Source organism: Caballeronia sp. LZ028 (assembly GCF_031451415.1).
Classification (GTDB): Bacteria; Pseudomonadota; Gammaproteobacteria; order Burkholderiales; family Burkholderiaceae; genus Caballeronia; species Caballeronia zhejiangensis.
This window is the reverse complement of the sequence record NZ_JARUXN010000003.1, coordinates 515,737-539,301: the sequence shown is the minus strand read 5'-3', so window position 1 is coordinate 539,301 and position 23,565 is coordinate 515,737. Positions and strand designations below refer to the sequence as shown.

Annotated in this window: 20 protein-coding genes; 6 read left to right on the top strand and 14 right to left on the bottom strand. The window is 61.9% G+C overall.

Annotation, left to right across the window (positions count from 1 at the left end; translation table 11 throughout):
• The 6 genes from QCE58_RS19755 to manD form a co-directional block, all read right to left on the bottom strand.
• Window positions 1-1,155: an efflux RND transporter periplasmic adaptor subunit gene (locus QCE58_RS19755; protein WP_008347880.1), complete on the bottom strand. Its 1,155-nt coding sequence runs from the start codon at window positions 1,153-1,155 to the stop codon at window positions 1-3.
• A gap of 132 nt (window positions 1,156-1,287) precedes the next feature.
• Window positions 1,288-2,094, bottom strand: coding sequence for a GntR family transcriptional regulator (locus QCE58_RS19750; protein ID WP_008347879.1), 807 nt, complete (start codon window positions 2,092-2,094; stop codon window positions 1,288-1,290).
• Window positions 2,095-2,159: 65 nt separating this feature from the next.
• The gene (locus QCE58_RS19745) at window positions 2,160-3,458 is read right to left on the bottom strand and encodes an MFS transporter (protein WP_008347877.1); all 1,299 of its coding nucleotides are present in this window, start codon (window positions 3,456-3,458) and stop codon (window positions 2,160-2,162) included.
• A gap of 91 nt (window positions 3,459-3,549) precedes the next feature.
• A complete protein-coding gene (locus QCE58_RS19740) occupies window positions 3,550-4,587 on the bottom strand; it encodes an L-idonate 5-dehydrogenase (protein ID WP_250521876.1) in 1,038 nt (345 codons plus the stop codon).
• 55 nt (window positions 4,588-4,642) lie between these two features.
• Window positions 4,643-6,013 carry an MFS transporter gene (locus QCE58_RS19735; protein WP_250521875.1) on the bottom strand — a complete coding sequence of 457 codons (1,371 nt, stop codon included), beginning with the start codon at window positions 6,011-6,013 and terminating at the stop codon, window positions 4,643-4,645.
• A 47-nt stretch (window positions 6,014-6,060) separates the two neighbouring features.
• Window positions 6,061-7,269, bottom strand: a complete 1,209-nt coding sequence (manD, locus tag QCE58_RS19730; protein WP_008347871.1) for a D-mannonate dehydratase ManD — start codon at window positions 7,267-7,269, stop codon at window positions 6,061-6,063.
• A gap of 121 nt (window positions 7,270-7,390) precedes the next feature.
• Between manD and QCE58_RS19725 the strand changes: the two genes are divergently transcribed.
• Both QCE58_RS19725 and QCE58_RS19720 read left to right on the top strand, forming a co-directional pair.
• The gene (locus QCE58_RS19725; RefSeq protein ID WP_250457242.1) at window positions 7,391-8,857 is read left to right on the top strand and encodes a mannitol dehydrogenase family protein; all 1,467 of its coding nucleotides are present in this window, start codon (window positions 7,391-7,393) and stop codon (window positions 8,855-8,857) included.
• Window positions 8,858-9,101: 244 nt separating this feature from the next.
• A complete protein-coding gene (locus QCE58_RS19720) occupies window positions 9,102-9,773 on the top strand; it encodes a hypothetical protein (RefSeq protein WP_250521874.1) in 672 nt (223 codons plus the stop codon).
• 24 nt (window positions 9,774-9,797) lie between these two features.
• Here the strand turns inward: QCE58_RS19720 and QCE58_RS19715 are convergent, their stop codons facing one another.
• From QCE58_RS19715 to QCE58_RS19685, 7 genes are all read right to left on the bottom strand, one after another.
• A complete protein-coding gene (locus tag QCE58_RS19715) occupies window positions 9,798-11,279 on the bottom strand; it encodes a M81 family metallopeptidase (RefSeq protein ID WP_250521873.1) in 1,482 nt (493 codons plus the stop codon).
• Entirely contained in the window at window positions 11,276-12,535 is a 1,260-nt protein-coding gene (locus QCE58_RS19710) for a Zn-dependent hydrolase (RefSeq protein WP_250521872.1), read from the bottom strand. Before QCE58_RS19710 ends, QCE58_RS19715 begins: the two co-directional genes overlap by 4 nt.
• A gap of 36 nt (window positions 12,536-12,571) precedes the next feature.
• Window positions 12,572-13,273: an ABC transporter ATP-binding protein gene (locus tag QCE58_RS19705; protein WP_250440909.1), complete on the bottom strand. Its 702-nt coding sequence runs from the start codon at window positions 13,271-13,273 to the stop codon at window positions 12,572-12,574.
• Complete coding sequence (locus QCE58_RS19700; RefSeq protein ID WP_008347861.1) at window positions 13,270-14,037, bottom strand: ABC transporter ATP-binding protein; 768 nt, start codon at window positions 14,035-14,037, stop codon at window positions 13,270-13,272. The genes QCE58_RS19705 and QCE58_RS19700 overlap by 4 nt, the downstream gene beginning before the upstream one ends.
• A complete protein-coding gene (locus QCE58_RS19695; RefSeq protein WP_235366230.1) occupies window positions 14,034-15,023 on the bottom strand; it encodes a branched-chain amino acid ABC transporter permease in 990 nt (329 codons plus the stop codon). Before QCE58_RS19695 ends, QCE58_RS19700 begins: the two co-directional genes overlap by 4 nt.
• A gap of 29 nt (window positions 15,024-15,052) precedes the next feature.
• Window positions 15,053-15,913 (bottom strand): branched-chain amino acid ABC transporter permease, encoded by an 861-nt coding sequence (locus QCE58_RS19690; RefSeq protein ID WP_250436444.1) that lies wholly within the window; start codon window positions 15,911-15,913, stop codon window positions 15,053-15,055.
• 84 nt (window positions 15,914-15,997) lie between these two features.
• Window positions 15,998-17,206, bottom strand: coding sequence for an ABC transporter substrate-binding protein (locus tag QCE58_RS19685; RefSeq protein WP_008347858.1), 1,209 nt, complete (start codon window positions 17,204-17,206; stop codon window positions 15,998-16,000).
• A gap of 213 nt (window positions 17,207-17,419) precedes the next feature.
• On the opposite strand from QCE58_RS19685, the gene QCE58_RS19680 reads away from it, so the two are divergent.
• The 3 genes from QCE58_RS19680 to QCE58_RS19670 all read left to right on the top strand — a co-directional run bounded on the left by QCE58_RS19680 (window position 17,420) and on the right by QCE58_RS19670 (window position 20,776).
• A complete protein-coding gene (locus QCE58_RS19680; protein WP_008347857.1) occupies window positions 17,420-18,256 on the top strand; it encodes a FadR/GntR family transcriptional regulator in 837 nt (278 codons plus the stop codon).
• Window positions 18,257-18,511: 255 nt separating this feature from the next.
• A complete protein-coding gene (locus QCE58_RS19675; RefSeq protein WP_250521871.1) occupies window positions 18,512-20,035 on the top strand; it encodes a diguanylate cyclase in 1,524 nt (507 codons plus the stop codon).
• A 96-nt stretch (window positions 20,036-20,131) separates the two neighbouring features.
• On the top strand, window positions 20,132-20,776 hold the full coding sequence (locus tag QCE58_RS19670; protein ID WP_175980695.1) for a LysE family translocator: 645 nt from the start codon (window positions 20,132-20,134) through the stop codon (window positions 20,774-20,776).
• Window positions 20,777-20,938: 162 nt separating this feature from the next.
• On the opposite strand, the gene QCE58_RS19665 is transcribed toward QCE58_RS19670, so the two are convergent.
• Window positions 20,939-21,133: a hypothetical protein gene (locus tag QCE58_RS19665; RefSeq protein ID WP_008347853.1), complete on the bottom strand. Its 195-nt coding sequence runs from the start codon at window positions 21,131-21,133 to the stop codon at window positions 20,939-20,941.
• A 352-nt stretch (window positions 21,134-21,485) separates the two neighbouring features.
• On the opposite strand from QCE58_RS19665, the gene QCE58_RS19660 reads away from it, so the two are divergent.
• Entirely contained in the window at window positions 21,486-23,429 is a 1,944-nt protein-coding gene (locus QCE58_RS19660; RefSeq protein WP_250521870.1) for a sigma-54-dependent Fis family transcriptional regulator, read from the top strand.
• Window positions 23,430-23,565 lie beyond the last annotated feature (136 nt).

Sequence of the window (23,565 nt, the reverse complement as noted above, 5' to 3'; positions counted from 1 at the left end):
TTATTTCTTCGCCAGCGTGACTTTGGCGCCGTTCTTGATCTTGTCGCCGGGCGCGAGCACGAGCACGTCGCCGGGCTTCACGCCCTGCACGGCCAGCAGATCGCCGATGCGCTCGCCCGTCGTCACCGGCACTTCGCGCGCGGCGTCGTGATCGACCACGTAGACCACTTTCCTGCCATCACGCGTGACGACCGCCGATGGCTGCACGGCGACAACCGCCTTCTTCTCCTCGGGCGGCACCGGCTTCGACAGGAACGCGACTTTCGCGGACATATCGGGCAGCACGCGCGAATCGCGTTCGACGAAACGCACTTTCACGAGCACGGTGGCTTTGGATCGATCGACCGTCGGCACGATGCGCGACACGCGGCCCGCAAAGCGCGCGTCGGGCAGCGCATCGAGTTGAATCTCGCACGGCTGATCGACAGCGATGCGCGCGATGTTCGACTCGGCGACATCGGCTTCGACTTCGAGCGTCTTCATGTCAGCGATGGTGACAACCGCGCCCTTGCTGTCCGACGCCGATGAGAACGGCGTGATGTTGTCGCCGACATTCGCGTGCTTCTCGATCACGACGCCGTCGAAGGGCGCGCGAATCACGGTTTGATCGACGGCTACTTGCGCTGCCTGCGCGTTGGCTTGCGCGGAGACGATCGCGGCTTCGTCGCTGTTGATCGACGCCTTGGCCTTGTCGAAGCGGGCGAGCGCGGCATCGTACTGTGTCGCCGGAATCGCGCCTTGCGGTGCGAGGATCTTGTAGCGCTTGAGATCGACTTCCGCGTTCTTCAGTTCGGCGCGCTGCAGCTCGAGATTCGCCCGCGCGACCTTGACCTGCGCCTGGGCCTGCGCGAGCGACGCAGCCACGTCATTGCTCTCCAGCCGCGCGATGATCTGCCCTTCCTTCACCGGCGTGCCTTCGAGCACGCCGAGCCATTCGACGCGCCCTTGTCCTTTCGATGCGACTGCGGCCTTGCGTTGCGGCACGACATAGCCCGTGGCGTTCAGAAGCGTATAGCTCTGCGACGGATACACCGACGTGACCGTGGCGGTTTCGACGGCCTGCGGGCCGGTGAGACGAAACGCCACGCCGATGAGCGCGAGCAGAATCGCAACGATGATGGCGTAACGAAGCCAGTTGCGCCGGCGCCGCGGCATCGCGGCAGACGGACCCCGGTCGATCTTGAGTTTTTCTAAGTTGTGTTCAGCCAATTTTGGACGTGCGCCGCGGAATGGGCCCGCGGATCGGCATGCGGTGAAAGGATGGTCAGTATAGCGCTGTCCTTTCAATCAGCTTCCCAAGGCCACCCGCTCCGGCTCGTCGGGCTCGAACCAATCGGGATTGCGTTCCGCGATCGGATGCAACGACACCAGAATCTCGCGCAGATGCGCGCGCATCGCTTCCTCGGCGCCATCGGGATCATGCGCCTTCAACGCGCTAACGATGCGCGCATGCTGCTTGATGAGCAGATCGAGCGGCGATACATCCGGCAAGCTCAGATAACGCACGCGATCCATCTGCGCCTTGATGTCCTGGATCGTGTCCCATGCAGCGACGCAGTCGATCGATTGCGCGATCTGCATGTGGAACTGTTCATCGAGTGCGAGAAAGGCAGTGGTGTCGTTCACTTTCGATGCGCTCTTCTGCTCGCGAAGATTCGCGGCGAGATCGTCGAGTTGCGAATCGGTGATGGCGACCGCGGCCTTGCGCGCGACCGCCGTTTCGATCGCCTCGCGAATGAAACGCCCTTCGCGCACCTGACGCGGCGAGATTTTTTTCACGAAGGTGCCGCGCTGAGGCAACACTTGCAGCACGCCCGCCTCGACGAGCTTGATGAAGGTCTCGCGCACCGGCTGCCGCGAAACCTGGAACATCTCCGCGACTTCCTTTTCGGAAAGCGGCGTGCCGGGCACGAGTTGTCCCGCGAAGATCGCCTGACGCAGCGCCCGAAAAATCTGCTTGCCGATGGGCTCATGCGAGTCGTGCGATATCGCCGAAGTCAGATCGGGCAATTCGAACTTCTGCGATGCGAGCGGCCTGCGTACGCGCGCACGCCGCACTGCAGCCGAGCCATTCGACACGATACCGTCTTGCATGATTGAACCTGAACGCTAATGAGGAGAAAGCGAGCCACGTTCGCGCGCCTCGCTTCCCGATACTATCACGCAGCACTCGCCGCGCTTTCACGCTTCGCGCGCGCTTTCGGCTCGCGAATCCATACGAGCGAACACAGCGCGCCGAGCACCGCGATCGCGCCCGCCAGAACGAAGGCGCTGCCATACGCGCCGTGCGTCGCCTCGACGATGAAGCCCGTCACCGCCGGTCCGATCACGCCCGCGAGATTCGCGAGCAGATGCACGAAACCGCCCACGCCGCCGACGTTTTCGCGCCGCACCGTGTCCTGAATCACGGCCCAGTACACGGACCCGGTTACATAGAGGAAGAAGATCGTCACGGACATCAACGCCACCGCGCCCTGCGTGCTCTCCACACGCCCCGCGAACGCGACGCACAGCGCCGCCATGCCGAGGCACACGGTCAGCACGATGCGGCGCGACATGAGCGGCTTGCCTGTGATACGCAGAATCGCATCGGTGATGAAGCCGCCCGCCGCGAGCCCGATGCTGCCGAGCAGCCACGGAATCACCGTCGCAAAGCTCATGTCGCGCAGCGACATGTGATGCGCTTCGGTCAGATACGTCGGGAACCACGAGAGAAAGAAGAACAGCACGTAGTTGTATGCAAAAAACGCGAATGCCGTGGCGAGGATGATCGGCTGACGCAGATAAAAGCCGAGATTCGCCTGCTTGCCGTGCGTGCCGTGCTCCATCGACGCGGCGTCCTGCTGGCCCGCGACGATCAGATCGAGTTCGGCCTGCGTGACGCGCTTGTTCTGTTGCGGATGCTCGGTCGTCGAAAGCGCCCAAAGCACGAGCCACGCGAAGCCGATCATCATGATGATGACGAACGCCCAGCGCCAGCCGAACTGGATCGCCATGTAACCGACGACCGGGCCGGCGAGCGCGCCGCCCAGCGGCGTCCCCGAACTGATGACCCCGATCGCGCTCGCCACTTCACGACGCGGAAACCAGTTGTTCACCATCTTGCTGTTCGACGAGCTGAACGGTCCCTCTCCCATGCCGAAGAGCACGCGAAGCACGATCAGCGACACGAGACTGCTCGCCAGCGCAGTCGCACCGCAAAACAGCGACCAGATACCCATTGCGCCGCCGAAGACTTTCTTCGCGCCGATCCTGTCCGACAGCACGCCGCCGACAAAATTGAATAATGCATACCCGATGAAAAAGCTGCTGAACACGATGCCCATCTGTGCATGCGTGAAATGCAGGTCTTTCTGGATGAGCGGAGCGGCGATGGAAAGCGCCGCGCGGTCGAGATAGTTGACGACGCCCGCGAGGAACAGCAGGCCGACGACGAACCACCGCTGACTTTTGATCATGTCGAGTCTCCGATGCACCGCTTCTTGTGGCCTTCCGGTCCGGCGGTTTCATGAATGATGAATTTTGAATGCCGATGCCAAGTGGCGCCCGTCAGTCGAACTGGAGATGCACCTTCATCGATTGAGAGCGATCCAGCGCGACTTCGAATGCACGATTCGCTTCGGCGAGCGGAAATGCGTGCGTCATCAGCAGACGAAGGTCGATGCGCTGCGAGGCGATTTCATCCGCGGCGATCGCGTATTCATCGGTGAAGCGGAACGAGCCCTGATAACGCAGCTCTTTCGCCATCACGAGGTTCGCCGCGACCGGCGACTGACCAGCCGGCAGATTTCCGAGCTGGATCACCGTGCCGCCCGCACGCACCGAGCGCAACGCGGTGTCGAGACCGGCGGGGCTGCCCGATGCCTCGATCACGACGTCGAAGGTGCCGCGTTCGCGCGACCAGGCATCGATGCGCGCCTGATCGTTCGCGAGCACGGTCTCGTCGGCGCCGAGCGACGCCGCCATCGCGAGCGCCTTGTCAGCAAGATCGAGCGCGACGATGCGATGCGCGCCCGCGCGCCGCGCGGCGGCCAACACGATGCAGCCGATCGGCCCGCAACCCACGAGCAGCATCTTCGCGCCGACGAGCGGGCCGGCGAGCTTCAACGCGTGCAGCGCGACAGCAAGCGGCTCGGCCATCGACGCCTGCGCGAAATCGAGTGTATCCGGCACCGGAACGCATTGCCGCGCGGCTGCCGTGATGTATTGCCGGAACATGCCCTGCATATGCGGGAACGTCGACGCGCTGCCCATGAAGCGCATCTTCAGGCAATGGTTCGGCATGCCTTTCACGCAAAAGCGGCACGTTCCGCAATTCAGGCCCGGATTCACCGCGACCCGCTGGCCGACTGCAAGGCCCGTCACGCCCTCGCCCAGCGCGGCAATCTCGCCCGCGACTTCGTGACCGAGCACGAACGGCTCGCGCACGGCGAAGTCGCCGCTCTTGCCCTTGAAGTAATACGAAAGATCCGACCCGCAGATGCCGCCCGCGCGCACGCGAATCTGCACCTGTCCGGGTTCTGGTTCGGGCGTGTCGATCTCGTCGATGACGAGGTTCTTCGGTTCGTGTAGAACGGCTGCGAGCATGATCTGTGTCCTGGAATCTGCGGTTTGCACTTTGTATAAAGCGTTTTGCATGCAATCAACGGCGGGCGGCGAGCGCCGGTTCTGCGTTCGATCCGGCGATCGCGGCATCGTGTTGCGGCGCGCCCCAGTCGTGCAGATCACGGCCGACGCGCGCCGGCGCGGTCTCGGGCAGAAGCAGAAGCGAGATCGTCGAGACGATGCCGAGCGCGGCAACGTACACGATGAGACCGATCGAGCTTCCGCCCGTCGCCTGAATCAGCTTCACCGCGACGAGACCTAGCACGCCGCTGCCGATCAGCGAACCGATCTGCCAGATGAGCGCAATGCCGCTGCATCGCACGCGTGCCGGAAAGAGCTCGGGAAAGAGCGATGCTTGCGGTGCATAACAAAGGCTGTGGCCGACGGTGATCGCGAGAATCATCACGGTCTGGATCGCGAGGCGGCTGCCGCTATCGATAGCGTGAAAGAGCGGCATGACGAGCAGCACATGCAGCACTGCGCCCGCGATGAATGTCGCGCGCCGACCGATGCGATCCGACAGTGCGCCCGCGAGCGGGATCGCAATCAGTTCGAGCACGACCGCGACGATGATCGTCTGCAGGAGCAGCGAGTCCGCGATGCCGTGCGCGCGGCCGTAGGCGAGCACGATCATCGTGTACATCGCGAACGTGCAAGCCTCGATCAGCTTCGCGCCGACACCCTTCACGATGGTCGCGCCCTGCTGCTTCACCACTTCCACGACGGGCCGCGATTCGACCGCCTTGGTCTCGCGGATCGCCGCGAACACCGGCGATTCCTCGGTGCGCAGTCGAATATAGAGCCCGACGACGACAAGCACGATGCTGCCGAGAAATGGCAGACGCCAGCCCCAGTCCATCAGTTGTTCGTGCGTGAGCATCGCGGTCAGAACGGCGAAGATGCCCGATGGGATCAGAAAGCCCGCGGGCGCGCCGAGCTGGACGAGGCTCGCGAAGAAGCCGCGTTCGCGCGGCGGCGCATATTCGGCGGTGAGCAAGACCGCGCCGGCCTGCTCGCCGCCGACGCCGAAGCCTTGCAGCACGCGGATCAGCACAAGCGCCGCCGGCGCCCAGATGCCGATCTGCGAGTAATCCGGCAACAAGCCGATGGCGAACGTGCCCAGACCCACGATCAGAATGGTGACAATCAGCGCTTTCTTGCGGCCGATCTTGTCGCCGAAATGCCCGAACACGATACCGCCGACAGGCCGCGCGACGAACCCGACCGCATACGTGGCGAACGCGGCCAACGTGCCGATCAGCGGATCGTGGCTCGGAAAGAATTTTGCGCCGAACACGAGCACCGCTGCCGTGCCGTACACGAAGAAGTCGTAATACTCCGCCGCCGTGCCGATGGTCGATGCCGCTGCCACCCGGCGCAGCATCGCGCTGGTTTCCCTGTGTGCCATGTCTGTCTCCGGTATCTTGTGTTTTGAATGCCTTAAACCAAACGCGATTACCAGTTCCAGAGCGTGCCGTCTTCGAGGCGCGCCACCGGCAAGTACGCCGGATCGTACGGATACCTTGCGGCGAGCTTTTCGTCGATGTCTACACCGTGCCCCGGCGCTTCGCCCGGGTGCATCATCCCGCGATCGAACGACCATGCATGCGGGAACACATCGAGCGCTTCCTTCGGAAAGCCCATGTACTCCTGCACGCCGAAGTTGGGCACCCACAAGTCGAAGTGCAGCGCTGCGCCCATGCAGACCGGCGACAGATCCGAAGGACCGTGGCAGCCCGTGCGGACCTGATACAGCGATGCGAAATCGGCGATGCGCTTCAGATGCGTGATGCCGCCCGCATGCGTGAGCGTCGCGCGGATGTAGTCGATCAGTTGCTCTTCGATCAGCTGCTTGCAGTCCCAGATGCTGTTGAACACCTCGCCCACCGCAATCGGGGTCACGGTGTGCTCGCGGATCAGACGGAAGCCGGCCTGATTCTCGGCGGGCGTCGGATCCTCCATCCAGAACAGGCGATACGGCTCGACCGATTTGCCGAACCGCGCCGCTTCGATCGGCGTAAGCCGGTGATGCACATCGTGCAGCAGATGCGTGTCGAAACCGAACTTGTCGCGCACGGCTTCAAAGAGTTTCGGCACGAAATCCAGGTACTTTTCGGAGGACCAGCTCTGCTCCTCGACCGCACCCTTCGTCGCCGGCTCATACATGCCGTCGCCCTTCGCGACGCCATAAACCGAACGCATGTTCGGCACGCCGCACTGGATGCGAATCGCCCTGTAGCCCTCTTCGATATGCTCCGCGTAGCGGTCGAGCGCTTCGGGGATGTCGCGGCCGGTTGCGTGTCCGTAGACCATCACGCCGTCGCGCGACGCACCGCCGAGCAGCTTGTAGAGCGGCATGTTCGCGGCCTTGCCGAGGATGTCCCAGAGCGCCATGTCGACGGCGGCGATTGCGGTCATCGTGACGGGGCCGCGTCGCCAGTACGCGCCCTTGTAGAGAAACTGCCACGTGTCTTCGATGCGGCCCGCTTCGCGCCCGATCAACAGCGGACATACGTGATCCTTCAGATACGACGCGACAGCGAGTTCGCGGCCATTGAGCGTCGCATCGCCGATACCGTAGATGCCCTCGTCCGTTTCCACTTTCAGCGTGACGAAGTTGCGGCCGGGGCAAGTCACGATCACGTCGGCGCGGATGATCTTCATAGGTATTTCCTTGAATGGGCATTCGATGTGGCGGATACTACCATACCAGTATGTTACGACGTCAATAACGGGTTTTCCCCATTCCTAATTCAAAATGCCATCGAAAATGCCTGAGAAACCAATGCTCTCCCGTACATCGCTCAATGCACTCGAAGGCCATTGCCTGTCGCGCGAGTGGCACGAGCCAGCTATCGGCATCGTGCATCTGGGCATCGGCAACTTTCATCGCGCGCATGAAGCGCTCTATACCGAAGAGGCGATGCTCGCCGAGCCGGGCGATTGGGGCATTTGCGGCGTCACGCTGCAGGGCGACGTCACCAAGCGCGATGCGTTGATGGCACAGGACGGCCTCTACAGCGTCGTGGAACGCGGGCCGGACGGCGTGCGCGTGACGGTCGTGCGTGCATTGCGCGAAGTGCTGGCGATGCCCTTCGATCGCGCACGTCTCGTCGAGCTTTTCGCCGACGAACGCGTCCGCATCGTGTCGCTGACGGTTACGGAAAAAGGCTACTGTCGCGATCCGCGAACCGGCGATGCCGACTTTGCGCACGCGGGCGTCGCGCACGATCTCGCGCATCCGGACGAGCCGTCCACCGTGCCGGGCATACTCTGCGCCGCGTTGCGAGCGCGACGCGACGCGGACGCCACGCCCTTCACCGTGCTTTCCTGCGACAACCTCTCGCACAACGGCGATGCATTGCGTCAGGCGGTGTGTTCGTTCGCACGCAGGCTGGACCCGGCGCTCGCGACGTGGATCGAGACGCGCGTCGCGTTTCCGTCGACGATGGTCGATCGCATCGTCCCCGCCACGACCGACGCGGATCGCGAAGCCGCCCAAGCGGCGCTGGGCGTGGGCGATGAAGTGCCCGTGCCGTGCGAGCCGTTCAGGCAATGGGTCATCGAAGATCGCTTCCCCGCCGGGCGTCCTGCGTGGGAAACGGCAGGCGCGCAACTTGTCGACGACGTCGCGCCCTTCGAGATCGCGAAACTGCGCATGCTCAACGCGACACACTCGACGCTCGCGTATCTGTCCATGCTCGCCGGTTTCGACACGATCAGCGACGCCGTCGGCCACCCGCCGCTGAAGTCACTGATCCACGCGATGATGACGCGCGAGATAGCGCCGACGCTCGCGGTACCGGCATCGTTCGATCTCGCCGCATATCGCGACGCGCTCCTCGACCGCTACGCGAATCCCGCGCTGAAACACCGTTGCAGCCAGATTGCGATGGACGGTAGCCAGAAGATGCCGCCGCGAATTTTGTCGACCATTCAGGCAAGGCTCGACGCGGGTCAGCCGTTCGAACGGCTCGCGCTTGCGGTGGCGGCATGGTTCACGTTTCTGCGCGGACGAGCGGACGACGGCACCCGTTACGCGATCAGCGATCCGCTGGCCGAACGTCTCACGAAAGCGGCGGAGGATGCGACCACGCCGGCAGGCCTCGTCGATGCGCTCGTCGGCGCAAGCGATGTTTTCCCCGCATCGCTGGCACGCAATCCGGTTCTCCGGGAAGCGCTTCTGCGCGCCGCGACAAGGCTCGCGAACGGCGCGCTCACGGCGATCGACGAATATGTGCGGTTGGATTGAATTCATTATCACGCACGCAAAATGCCGAACAGTCCGCTTCGTTTTAAGATAGCCACTTCCATCATGAGCGGCCCTGACGCGCCAGGAGTGGCAGGTGTATTTATTGAAACGTGGACGTAGCTCTGCTCTGTGCATCGCATGCGCGCTGTCGTGGGTATCCGTATCCGCTCTGGCGGCCGCGCCGCAGCCTGGCCGTGCAGCGAGCGCTGCCGACATAGCGAGCGGCGCCAATGCTCAAGGCATCATGTCGGCCGACGCGCTTGCACCGAACTTTACCGGCGACGATCCGGAACACGTCCGCGATGCGCTGGCAGGTCATTCAGCACCGGGACAGCCTGCATCGATCACCGGCCGCGTAGGGGCGTTTCTTTCGCGGCCCTTCACCAAGGCGCAGCATGCCGCGAGCCAACCCGGCGCGCAGACAGATCGCAGGTTCACGTTCGTCATTCCGGTTTCATACGGCGTGCGCTATCTGTCGAAGAAGAAAGTGCTGACGGTGAACGTCTCCCTGGCGGCGTCTCACGATCCGGATGCCATCCTGCTGAAGGAAACGGTGAAGGGGCAAAGCGGCCGCAAGCTCGTTGTTGCGCCCGAAGCGAAGGAAAAGGGTTTCGTTCAGACCTTCGACAGCATTGAACTGAAGCAGGAAGGCAGCGCGAGAACCACGGTCAGAGGCAGCATCGTGCTTCCGAACTTCGACCGCGCGCATGGCAGCGATGACTTCGCGATCGTGCTCATCTGCACGCTCGCGCCACCCTACCTGACGGACGACATCGAGCATAACGCGCCCACCGATGAAGAACCCACGGATATCACGCGCAGAACATCGATATTGATGGGCCATGTCGATGCAGCGTGGCTCATCGATCGCAAGGAAGGCACGATCATTACGAAGCGGCTGCGCCTCGTGAAGTGAAAGGCGCGCCGCTCTTCTGTTCGATCAATATTCGACGTTCGGATCCAGCGGATAGACGGGCCGCTTCAGGTTCTCGAATGCGAAGAGTCCATAGTCCGAACTCGTGACGCCGCGGCTATCGCATTCGACGAGGCCACCCGATATCGGCACGAAGACGGGGCGGCAATACATGCGCGACTTGAGAATCAGAAAGCGCGCGCCGCGTGGATCGATGCCGACACTCTCGAACACGCCCAGGTCCCACGGCTCGTGCGTGCGTTCCGTTACAAGGATGCGCGCCGCGGCGGTCTCGATCACGGCCGCGCGGCCCATGAACGCGCGCTGCCCCGTATACGTCGGTCCGCTGATGATGTATTCGCCATCGGTCAACGCCCGCACTATGCCGGTAACCTCGAGCGGCGGCTTTGCTCGCGACGCCACGCTCGCTAGCTTGTTGCCGACGCCGATCGTGACCGTTGCGCCCTCGCCGGCTGCGAAGAGTTGCGCGACAGCTTCGGGATCGCATAAAGGTCCGACGACGATGCCATCGAGTCCTTGCTTCAACGCTTCTTCGAATGCGTCGGTCGTGTCGCACGTTCCGCCCGACATGCAGTTGTCGCCGTGGTCGAGCAGCAGTACGGGCTTGTCCGTTTCGCGTGCGAGCGCAGCGCCCTCGCTGATCGATTGCGCGAGCGGCACGCTCCGATAAACGAACGCGTCACGCTCGTTCCAGATTTGCCGCGCGATGCGGTCCGCCACGCTCTGCGCCTTCGCGCGCTCGCCATCCGCCACCACGACCACGCTGATGCAAGGGGCGGCGATATCCGCCAACGAGAAACCGGATAGCACCGACACGGCCAGCACGCCATCTTCAGCTTCGGCTGCGCGCGCGGCATCGACTGCACGTTTCATTGCACCGTCCGCTGTCGAACTCCTCAGCGTATGCGTTAGCAGCGGCGGCTGCGCCCAAGCGATCACGGGCTTCGCCTTGTCATGAATCAGATCGAGCAGCAGTCGCGCCGCATGCTCACCGCTCTCGTACATATCGACGTGAGGATAGGTCTTGAAGCTCGTGATCACGTCCGCGTTGTCGATCATCTTCTGCGTGACGTTCGCATGCAGATCGAGCGATACGGCAATAGGCGCATGTGGCAGCGCGCGTCGCACGCGTTCCAGCAAATCGCCTTCGCCATCGGGCGAATTCTCCGCGACCATCGCGCCGTGGAGGTCGAGCATCACGGCATCGCAGCCTTCTGTTGCATCGACGATCGACTGGCAGATCGCGTCATAAGCGGCAGCAGCGACGCGACCGCTCGGATTTGCCGAAGCGGATATCGGCGTCACGATGTCCGCATGTTCGCGCTTCGCAGCATCGATGAATGCGGACATCGCCGTACGCATGCCGGCATTCTCGTTATACGCTTCGGCGCCATGACACGGACCGTCGCGCCCGAATGCTTCGAGCGGCGTCGCAACGGGCGAGAACGTGTTGGTCTCGTGGTTCATGCGGGCGATGAGTATCTTCATGCTGCGTCTCCTTCGGACGCGTTGGCTGCGCGCAGCATCGCTTGCAGAAGCACATTGCAGCCTGCTTCGAGATGATCGGCGCGCGCATCCTCGATCTCGTTGTGGCTGATGCCGTCCTTGCACGGCACGAAGATCATCGCTGCCGGCGCCACGCGTGCGAGATAGACGGCGTCATGACCCGCGCCGCTCACAACATCCATCGACGTGAAGCCGAGCGCATCGGCGCTCTCGCGCACCGACGCAACCAGCGATGCGTCGAACGGTTGCGGCGCGAAGTAGACAACTTCGTCTACCTTGACCGGCAGATCCGCTTGCTCGCATGCGTCGCGCATTGCACGGTCCATTGCGAGAAGCGTCGCGTCGTCTGGCGCGCGCAGATCAACGGTCAGCTTGACGCGCCCCGGAATGACATTGCGCGAGTTCGGATGCACGTCGACCCAGCCGACCGTTCCGCGTCCATGCGGCGCATGATCGATTGCGATGCGATTGACGGCGCGAATGAGATCTGCCGCGACGAGCAAGGCGTCGCGGCGCAGTTCCATCGGCGTCGGACCCGCGTGCGCTTCCATGCCTTCGATCGTCACGTCGTACCAGCGTTGACCGAGCGCGCCTTGCACGACGCCGATCACCTTGTCCTTCGCCTCCAGCACCGGACCCTGCTCAATGTGCGCTTCGAAATACGCACCCACGTCATGCGCCTCGACGCGATCTCCCGCATAACCTATCGATGCCAGCGCGTCCCGCACGAACACGCCGTCGCGATCCTTCTGCGCGAGTGCATGATCCAGCGTGAACGCGCCCGCGAATACACCGGAACCCATCATCACCGGCACGAAGCGCGAGCCTTCCTCGTTAGTCCAGACGGCAACTTCGAGCGGCGCAACCGTACGCACGTTATTGTCATTCAGCGTGCGCAACACTTCGAGGCCCGCCAGCACGCCATAGTTGCCATCGAACTTGCCGCCCGTCGGTTGCGTATCGATATGGCTGCCCGTCATCACAGGCGGAAGATCGTCACGCGTGCCCGCACGGCGCGCGAAGATGTTGCCGATCGCATCCACGCGCACGGTGCAGCCGATTTCCTTTGCCCACGCGATAAAAAGATCGCGGCCTTGCTTGTCGAGTTGCGTCAATGCAAGACGGCACACGCCGCCCTTCTCCGTCGCGCCGATGCGCGCGAGATCCATCAGACTGTTCCAGAGACGCGCACCGTCGATGCGCAGAGCGGCCTGCGCCGGCATATCATGAGCTTGCATTCGAGGTTCCTGAGCTGAGTGATGCAGATATGAGGTTCAGACGACGCCCACGCCGAGATAGCGATCCTTGATCGATTCATCGGCGATGAACGCATCGTTCGTTCCTTCGTACACGATGCGCCCTTGCTCAATGATGTAATGGCGGTCGGCGAGTTGCGTGCAGACTTCCAGATTCTGTTCGACGAGCAGAATCGTCACGCCCGCTTGGCGAATCAGCTTCAGTTGCGCGACGATTTCCTCGACGATCACAGGCGCGAGTCCTTCCACCGGTTCATCGAGCATCAGCAAGCGCGGATGATTCATCAATGCGCGGCCGATCGCGAGCATCTGCTGCTCGCCGCCCGAGAGTTGGCCACCGCCGTTCGTCCGGCGCTCCTTGAGACGCGGAAAGATGCGATAGATATCCGCGAGTTGCCATGGAGAACCTTTGCGCGCGCCGAGCCGCAGATTCTCTTCGACGGACAAGAGCTTGAAGATACCGCGATGTTCCGGCACGAAGCACACGCCGCGCGCAGCGATCTTGTGCGGCGGCATCTTCGCGAGCTCGACGCCCTTGAACTTCACGCTGCCACGCTGCGGCGCCACGACGCCGGCGATGCTTTTCAGCGTGGTCGATTTTCCCGCGCCGTTACGGCCGAGCAGCGTGACGGTTTCGCCTTCGCCCATCGTGAGCGAGACGCCTTGAAGAATATGGCTCTTGCCGTAATAGCCGTGAATGTTATCGACATCGAGCATCATGCGCGTCCTCCGGTGATCATGTTGCCGAGATAGGCGCTGCGCACACGTTCGTCCCCGCGGATATCGGCGGGCTTGCCTTCGACAAGCACGCGGCCTTGCTGCATCACCGTGATGATGTCGGAGATGTCCATCACGATATCCATGTTGTGCTCGATCAGCACGACCGTGTAGTCATCGCGCAGACTGCGGATCAGATGCTTCATGTCGTCGAGATCGTCGATGCCCATACCCGAGGTCGGCTCGTCGAGAAAGATCGCCTTGGGCCGGGCGGCGAGCGCCATGCCCACTTCGAGACGCCGCTGCTGGCCATGCGATAACGCGCTCGCCTGCGTCGACGCCAGGCGTTGCAGCGCGAGACGTTCGAGAATGCCATCGACCGTATCGCGATGTTCCAGCGCGCCGCGCGGCGGCGTCCATGCGTTGAGTGCGCGCTTCGAGTCCACGCCCTGCGCGGCGAGCCGCAGATTCTCACGCACCGACAGATTCGTGAAGAGGCTCGTCACCTGAAACGATCGTGCGATGCCACGCTTCACGCGACGATGATCGGGTTCCTGTGTCACGTCGTGACCATCGAACACGATATTGCCCGCGGTGATCGGCACGGTCCCGGTCAACACATGAAACAGTGTGGTCTTGCCCGCACCGTTCGGTCCGATCACGGAATGCACCGTGTTCCTTGCGATGCGCAGATTGACATCGGTTAGCGCGGCGAACTTGCCATAGCGCTTCACGACGCCCTTTGCTTCCAGTATCGACGCGCTCATGCCGGCTCTCCTCGATCGCGCTTCATCGCGCGCCAGATGCGTTCACCCAGACCCCACAAACCGCGCTGCATGAAGAGACTTACCGCGATCAGCACGAGCCCGAGCAACAGCAGCCAGCGCGGCCATAGCGTTGAAAGCCAGTCGGCGAATAGCACATAGAACGCTGCGCCCAGTACGGAAGAAAAGAGATTGCCCGTACCGCCGATAACGGTCATCACGAGAATCATCTCGCTCGTGTGGTAGTCGATGTTCGATAACGGCGCGATGCCCGTCATCATCGCGTGCAATGCCCCGGCCAGGCCAGTGACCGCACCCGATACGACGAACGCGGCCAGCTTGAAACGCTTTACGTCATAACCTACGGCAGCGGCGCGCGCCTCGTTATCGCGGATTGCGAGCAGCGTGCGGCCGAAGACCGAATGCGACACGCGCAACATGAACCAGAATGCGATCAAGAACAATACGGCGACGAACGCGTAGTACTGCCACGGCGACACGAGCGAAACGAGTGGCTGCCCGAAGAATGACAACGCGGGCCGCGGAATATCGAGCAAGCCGTTGTCGCCGCCGGTGAGATCGGGTGTCGTATAGGCAAGGAAGTAGAACATCTGCCCGAATGCGAGCGTGAGCATCACGAAGTACGCGCCGCGCTGACGAATGGAGAACCATCCGACGAGAGCCGCGGCGAGCGCACCCGCGATGATGGCGCCGAGCAATGCCGCAGGAATCTGAAGCCCCGACTTCGTGAGGATCAGACCCGCGGCATAGCTTCCTAGACCGAAGAATATGCCTTGTCCGAACGACAGCAGGCCCGTATGCCCGAGCAGCAGATTACAGCCGAGCGCGGCGAGCGCATAGACGAGCACTTCGGTTGCGAGCGATCCGGAGCGGATCGTCAGCGGAAGAACGCAGACGACGATGGCCGCGAGCAACAGAAAGCGATAGCGATGAAGCGACTGCCTGAGGGATCGCGGTGGCGCGCTCATGTCCAGTGTCTTCGAATCCAGTTTGGAATTCACGCGGTCCTCCCGAGTAATCCGTTCGGACGCAGCAGCAGCACCGCGGCCATCGCCACATAGATCATGAGACGCGCGCCTTCCGGCCACAGCGTACTCATCACGCTCTGCACGATGCCGACGAGCAGTCCGCCGACGAGCGCACCCAGAAAATTGCCCATGCCGCCCACGACCACGACGACGAATGCGACGCCGAGTGCTTCGATCCCCATGAACGGATCGACGCCGCGTATCGGCGCGGCAAGCACGCCCGCGAGTGCCGCTGTTCCCGCACCGAGCGCGAATACAAGACTGAAGATGCGCGTCACGTTGATGCCGAGCAGCGATACCATCTCGCTCGATTCGCTGCCCGCTCGCACAGCGCTGCCGAGCCGCGTGCCTTCGAGCACCCACCATAGAATGCCCGCCAGCACCGCCGTGAACGCGATGACGAAGAGGCGATACTTCGGGTAGATGAAGCTGCCCCACATCACAACGCCGTTGAGAACATCCGGCACCGGGACGTTATCGCCGAGCGGTCCCCACGCGATGATCGCGCACTCCTGAATCACGAGCGCAAGGCCGACTGTCGCGAGAATATGAAACTCGTGTTGCTGTGCATAGACGTGGCGCAGCACGACTTTCTCGACGATCCATGCGATCACGCCGACGACGATGGGCACGACGGCGAGCGCACTCCAGAAGTTCATCGACCACTGCATCGCCTGATAACAGAAGTACGCGCCCAGCAGATAGAAAGCGCCGTGCGCGAAGTTCACGAAGCGCAGCAACCCGAACACGATCGACAACCCGACCGCGAGCAGAAAATACAGCATGCCCACGCCGATGCCGTTCACGACCTGCAACAGATAAACGTTCATGGCCTTGCATCAGAAGAGTGGCAACGCGAATGCAGAACTCGCCCGCATTCGCATGAAAACAACGCGCGTCACAAGATCAGGCGATCACGCAAGCTTGCATTGCGTCTTGTCGAGCGGCAGGAACGACTGGCCCGAACTCACGATGTCGGCGTAATCGTCTTTATCCTTCATCTTGCTCTTGGGCTTGCCTTTGAGAAGATAGTAGTTCTTCAACACCTGATGATCGCCCGCGCGAATTTCCTCCGGCCCGGTCAGGCCCGCGTACTTCATGCCTTGCAGCGCAGCGACGACTTTTTTCGGGTCGGCGGTGCCCGCTTTTACGATGCCGTCGAGCAAAATCTTCGTGCAGATGTACGAACCCGCGAGGCTATAGTTAGGGTTCGACTTATAAGCCGCATTCACGCGCTTGACGAGGTCCTGATTGAGCGGCGTATCGACCGCATGCCAGTATTGCGCGCCGAAATAGACGCCCTCGCAGATTTCCGGTCCGAGTGCTTCGAATTGCTCCAGCCCCGACGCCCATGCCATCAGGATCGTGCAGTTGTTCTTCATGCCAAAGCTCACGGCCTGACGCAACGTGTCCGATGATTGCGAGCCGAAGTTGAGGATAAGAAGAACATCGGGCTTCGCCGCGACAGCATTCGTCAAATAACCGCTGAACTCTTTTTCATTGAGCGAGTGATAGCTGTTGCCCACATGCTCGATACCCTTCTCTTTGAAGATGTTCTTCGCCGCCGATAAAAGCCCGTCTCCGAACACGTATTGCGGCGTGATCGTGTACCAGCGCTTTGCATTGGGCATCGACTGAATGAGCGGCCGCACCGTTTGCTCGATCGCGCCGAAAGTGGGCACCGACCAGCGAAACGTCGCGCTGTTGCAATCCTTGCCGGTGAGTTCGTCGGCGCCCGCAGTCGTGATGAAGATGCCGCCGGCCTTCTCCGCTTCCTTGCCCATCGCGAGTGCTTCCGACGAAAGAATGCCGCCCGCGAAATAACGTGCGTTCTTCTGCTGCGCGATTTCCTGCACGCGGCGCACGGCCGTTGCGGGTTTTCCCTCGGTGTCGAGCGTCGCATAGGCGAGCGGTTGACCCAGCACCTTGCCGTATTGTTCGATAGCCAGCTTCATGCCGAGATCGGCGTACTTGCCATTGGCCGCGAACGGACCGGACATCGGCACAGGGCATGCGAACTGGATCGGCGAGCCCTGCGCAAAGGCGCTTCTTGCGACGAGCGCTTCGAACGATCCTGGAATGGCCGACAGCGCGGCCAGCTTCAACATGTTTCGGCGATTCAAAATTGACGCTCCTTGAGAAGATGACCCGCGCAGCCGCCCCGCTTTTTTTTCGTGGTAGGTTCAAGCCTCGGCTCGGTTCATTCTATTTATCATGATAAATAGAATGAACCTGATGCTAGGAACAATAAATTCGGGTGTCAATAAGGCAATATTCCAGTCTGCGAATTCGCGACACGCGCGCGTATAAAGCAGACAAAGACAGGGAGCATCGACATGGTGATGGAGCGTGCAAAACGCACCGGGGCGGCAATCGAAATCGCGCAGCAGCCGATCAAACAGCCCAAGCGCGCGGATCTCGTCGCCGAAGAAATCAAGCGGCTGATCACGGAAAAGAACCTGAAGCCCGGCGACAAGCTGCCGCGTGAAGTGGAATTGCAGCAGCTCTTTTCCGTCAGCAAGAGCACGACGCGCGAGGCGCTCAAATCGCTGGAAGTGCAAGGGCTGATCAAAGTGACGACGGGACCTTCGGGTGGCGGCACGATCGTCGAGGTGCCGCTCGATCGCACCTTGCAACTCTTGCAGAACTATCTGTTCTTCAAGGACGTGACCATCGACGATATCTATACGGTGCGTCAGTTGCTCGAACCGGAGCTCGCGGCAGGCGCAGTGCCGCATCTCACCGACGATGACTTCAACGCGCTGGAAGCGAACATCGCTTGTTGCGACGAGCCGGCCTCGGCGCACGCGAATCGCGACATCGTCCGGCAACGACAGGAAGACGTGAACTTCCACGATATTCTGGCCGCTGCGAATCCCAATCCGTTTTTGCGCTTCACCTGCGAGTTGATCAACGAAATGATCCGGCAACTCATCGAGTTCAGGAACGACACGCCGCAAGCCGAACATGAACGCTTCGGCCGCGCGAACGTGAAGATTCACAAGGCGATCACCGAAGCGGCGCGCGCGCGGGACGCGGACAAGGTTCGAGAACTGATGGTGATTCACATGACCGAGGCGCCGCGCTATGTGAAGCGCATGAAGGGCAAGCTGCGCGGGCGGCTCATTCTCGACTCGGAGATTCGCAAGCGCATGGGCGGGCGCGGCGGGTGATTCGAGCATGGCCGTGCAGAAAGGATTGAGCCTGAGCGACTACAATCGGGGTGCAAATACGCGCGGCGCTGTTCACCACATAGCGCATAAGATGCAAACCAATCCATAAGATACGGAGTTTTTCGACGCATAGCGCAGTCGCGCCGCACATCATGTCGTGCCCGGATGTGCGGAAATCGCGCCGCGCGGAGAACCTGAATGCCCGCCAGATTAAAAGCCGTTCGTAAGACCGGACGCATGGTCAGTCGCCGGTTGATGCGACGCAACAGCACCGCCGCAATCCGTTTCGCCGAAGTGTTTTCGCACTTTCCGGCGCTCGCTGGTCTTATCGGCACCGCCATCGCCATTTGTATGGCCGTGTTGTCGTTTGCCGCGCTGTGGCAGGGACGCGCGCAAGCGCTGCAAAACGCGCATCAGGCTGCGGCCAACCTCGTCGCCACCTTGAGCGCCGATATCGCGCGCAATATCGAATCGAGCGACCTGTCGCTGCGCACCATCGTCAATGGCGTTAGAAACCCTGCCGTAATGGGGCTTCCGCCTGATCTGCGCAAGCTTGTTCTATTCGATGGCGCCACCGGCATGAACTCCGTCGGCGGCGCATTCGTGATGAATCGCGAGGGACGCATCGTCATCGAACGCGATCCTTCCGATCATGCCGACTTGCTCTTCAACGATCGCGACTACTTCAAGGCCCACGCCGAACACCCGAACGCCGGTCTCTACATTTCCGGACCCTATGCGTCGCGATTGCGCAAGGGCGCGGCTTCGCTCGCATTGAGCCGGCGCATCGATGCATCGGATGGCTCGTTTGCGGGCGTCGCCGTGATCGCCTTGAACGTCTCCTACTTCAAGGACCTGCTGTCGCGCGTGAAGCTCGGCACTTCGGGCGCGGTGTTCATCGTACAGCAGGATGGCGTGATGATCGCGCGCAAGCCTGCGCTGCCAGGCGATAGCGACGGCTACGTCGCGAAGTCACCGACCTTCTCCGCGATGCGCGACGCGGCTTCAGGCTCATACATCTCACGGTCTCCGCTCGATGGCGTCAGGCGGCTCTATACATTCCAGCACGTACCCGGCACCCGATTGATCGCGGCGGTCGCGCCCGCCGAGGATGACGTCCTCGCGGCGTGGCGCGAACGCAGCCTCGTCATCGGCGGATTGACGATGGCGTTCGGAGGCGGCTTCATCGTCATCTCATGGCTGCTCGCAATTTCACTGCGCTCGCGAGCAATTGCGCAAGAGAAGCTGCAACGGCTCGCGGGTACCGATGCGCTCACCGGACTATGCAACCGCCGCGCGCTGGACCGGCAGCTCGACGAAGAATGGCGGCGAGCGCGCCGCGTCGATCAGCCCCTGTCCGCGCTGTTCATCGACGTCGACCACTTCAAGCTCTATAACGACACCTACGGTCACGCGATGGGCGACGACGCGCTCATCGCCGTGGCCGACTGCATACAAAATGCCGCGAAGCGCCCCGGCGACATCGTCGCGCGCTATGGCGGCGAAGAATTCGTCGTGGTTTTGCCGGGCGCCGCGGCGAGCGGCGCGCTCACATTTGCCGAGCGTCTGCGCGAGAACGTGGAACAACTCGCCATTCCTCACAGCGCGGCGCCAAGGAGCGTGCTGACGATCAGCATCGGCATTGCCACAGCCTCGCCACGCCATAACGACGACGCGCTCAAGTTGCTGAACAATGCCGACGCCGCGCTCTATCTCGCCAAACGCAGCGGGCGCAATCGCGCCATCCACGAAGACAGCGTCGCCGGCAGCGGCGCCTGACGCGATGCACGTGAAGTCGGACGTATCATGCGTCGTGAATGCAATCCGGCGTTTTGCATGCCGCATTCAAACTGCACATCCGAAGGAGTTATTCCGATGACCGCTTCGACCGCCGTACTCGCGATTCTCTTTTCACTGTTGCTGGGCGCGATGATTCCGGGCCCGAGCTTCGTAATCGTGGCGCGCAATGCCATCGGCATATCACGCACCGATGGCCTCGCGACCGCGCTCGGCATGGGCGTGGGCGGCATCTTCTTCGGCGGCGTCGCCCTCGCGGGACTGTACACGCTGCTCGTTGCCGTCGAGTGGCTCTATCTCGCGCTGAAGGTCGCCGGTGGCCTGTATCTGATTTATGTGGCGTCGAAGATTTGGCGGGGCGCCGCGCAGCCGATGGAGATGCCGGCAACGGACGGCGCGTCCCGGCTCACCGGGCGCGCTCGAAAGTCCTTTTGGCTTGGCCTCTCGACGCAACTGAGCAATCCCAAGACAGCCATCTGGTACGGCAGCATTTTCGCGGCGCTCTTGCCGCAGCATCCTCCGCTGTGGTGCTACTTCGTATTGCCGCCTATGGTCTTCGTGATCGAGACGGGCTGGTACACCATCGTCGCGCTTGGCTTCTCAAGCAAGCGTCCGCGCGAGATGTATCTGCGGGCGAGGAAGTGGATCGACCGTTTCGCAGCGAGCGTCATCGCGATGCTCGGCCTGCGCCTCGTGCTGACGGCGGGTCGAACCGGCCTTTGATTTCGCATGCAAAACGCGTAACTCAAAAAGCCTTCGGAAACTCTGAATGCAAAAGGCAAAAGGCAAAAGGCAAAAGGCAAAAGAGAAAAGACAAAAGACAAAAGGCCGGCCGCGCCGCGAGGCTCGTCCGGCCTTCCTGCAAGCAGCATCGATGTGCGCGAATCACAGCGGATGCAACTTGCCGTCAAGATCCATCGTCCACTTCGAGCCGTCCTTGAACGTCAGCACGCCGCTCTGAGCGTCGATATGGATGGGTCTGCCGGCTGGCTCCTTTTTGTCTCCGCCGATGATGCGCTTCATCTCGGAAGCGGAAAGCTCCTGACTATGTTGCAGATCGTCGAGCTTCAGGTTCGTCATGGTGTTTCTCCTTACGGTGCGTGAGCAAGCGTTCGTTTGAGTCGAATCGAGCGTGTGTCGGCGCTCGCCTGGTCTTTTGCATTCGATATGCCAACGCGCGGGCGCAACGCTCGAATGCCCGCAGCGCCTTGCGCGGCGCGCTCGCAGGGTGCAGACACACCTGCTCCGTCAGCGCGCCGAGTCATCCGCAGCCCAACACAACGTCCGCGGAGCTGTCGGCGTCACGATGACATCCCGCATCCTTTCGATTAGCCAACAACAGCCGTCGACGGCGCTCATTGGCGCAGGACTTGCTTTTCTCCCCGCTCAAATATCCGGCGACATGACCGGCACTTGCACAACGGAGGAGACGATGCAAGACGACATCCACGAGATCGCGGCTACCCACGATGAACGACAGAGCGCCTGGCTGATTCCCGCGATACGCAAGGCGCACGAACGCTCCGAGACATTCGGTCTGAACGCCTCGACACGACCCGACTACGACGTGCTTACCGAAGGCGAGTTGCTCCTCAAGCTCGAGCAGAACCGCGTGCTATGCGCGCACGCGACGCCGGTGATGGAAACGCTGCGTGAACAGATCGTCAACACGCAAAGCATGATCGTACTGACCGACGCACAAGGGCTCATCCTCCACTCCACAGGCGATGACGACTTCCTCGCACGCGCAGAAAAGGTCGCGCTCAGGGCGGGGGCGAACTGGGCCGAGGAACGGCAAGGGACCAACGCCATCGGCACGGCCATCGCAGAGCGCTCGCCGACGGTCGTGCACGGCGATCAACACTATCTTGCGGCCAATCGTTTTCTGACCTGCTCCAGCGTGCCGATTCTCGATCCGTACGGCGATCTGATCGGCGTGCTCGACGTCACCGGCGATCATCGCAGCTACCATCGACACACGATGGCCCTCGCGCGCATGTCCGTCCAGATGATCGAAAACCACCTGTTTTCCAGCACTTTTCAGGGGATGTTGCAGATCGCATTTCACAGCCGCCCCGAGTTTCTCGGCACGCTGATGGAAGGGATCATGGCCTTCACCTGCGATGGACGTTTTCTCTCCGCCAATCGCAGCGCGCAGTTTCAGTTCGGCTTGCCGCTCTCGGCGCTGCGCGCGCATACGCTGTCGTCGCTCTTCGGACTGACGAGCGCGCAACTGATCGATCGTTCGCAAGCGAGCCGCGCGCCGCACATGTCGCTCGATCTCAACAATGGCGCAGTCGTATGCGCCCGCGTGCGCCTCAACCGCGCGCCTTTCGTCGAAACGGCGTCCACGTCCTTGCCGATGACATCCGCGCCGCGCGCATCGGCTGCGATCGATTCATCGTCGAAGCTCGCATCGCTCGACACGGGCGACCCGAAAGTGGCCGCGGTCATCGGCAAGGTACGCAAGGTCATCGGCAAGGACATACCGATACTCATCACCGGCGAGACCGGCACCGGCAAGGAACTGCTCGCACAAGCCATTCACAGCGATTCGCCGCGTCGCGCGGGGCCGTTCGTCGCGGTGAACTGCGCATCGATCCCGGAGAACCTGATCGAATCGGAACTCTTCGGTTATGAGGAAGGCGCGTTCACGGGCGCACGGCGCAAGGGCGCGGCGGGCAAGCTGCTACAGGCCAATGGCGGCACGCTCTTTCTCGATGAAATCGGCGACATGCCCTACCCGCTGCAAGTGCGCCTCTTGCGCGTGCTGCAAGAGCGCGTCGTCGATCCGCTCGGCTCCAGCAAGTCGATTCCTGTCGATGTCGCCATCATCTGCGCGACGCACCGTAACCTGCGCGAGATGATCGAGCAGAGTCGCTTCCGTGAGGACTTGTACTACCGTCTGAACGGGCTCGTCGTCAAACTACCGCCATTGCGCGAACGCACCGATCTCGCAGCCGTGATCACGAAGATGCTCCACGCCGTAAGCGCCGATGATGGGAGCGGCATGCGCCTGTCCATCGACGATGACGTAATGGCGCTCTTCGAGCGCTATGCGTGGCCCGGCAACTTCAGGCAACTGTGCAACCTGCTACGCACTGCTGCAGCGATGGTCGACGACGACGGCTGCATTCGCCGGCAACATCTACCGGAAGACTTCTTCGATGAACCTCGCGCCAACGTGCATCGCGTGTCCGAAGCATGCGCTCCATCGGCGCTCGCTTCGGGACGCCTGCAGGAAGTCACGGCATCCGTGATCGCGGCGGCGCTCGCGCAACATCGTGGCAATGTCTCCGCCGCCGCGCGCGCCTTGGGCATATCGCGCAACACCATCTATCGAAAGATGCCCGCATGTTCATCGATGGAGCAATGAGTTGTTCAGTGCAGTGTTTCACTTCGGTACACCCTTGTTGCGAAGCGGAACAACATCGTCACATCCATTGCGCGTCATCGAAATCGAATTGAAAGGCAAAGAGCGTGCACGTGCACTGTCGATGATCGAAGGCATG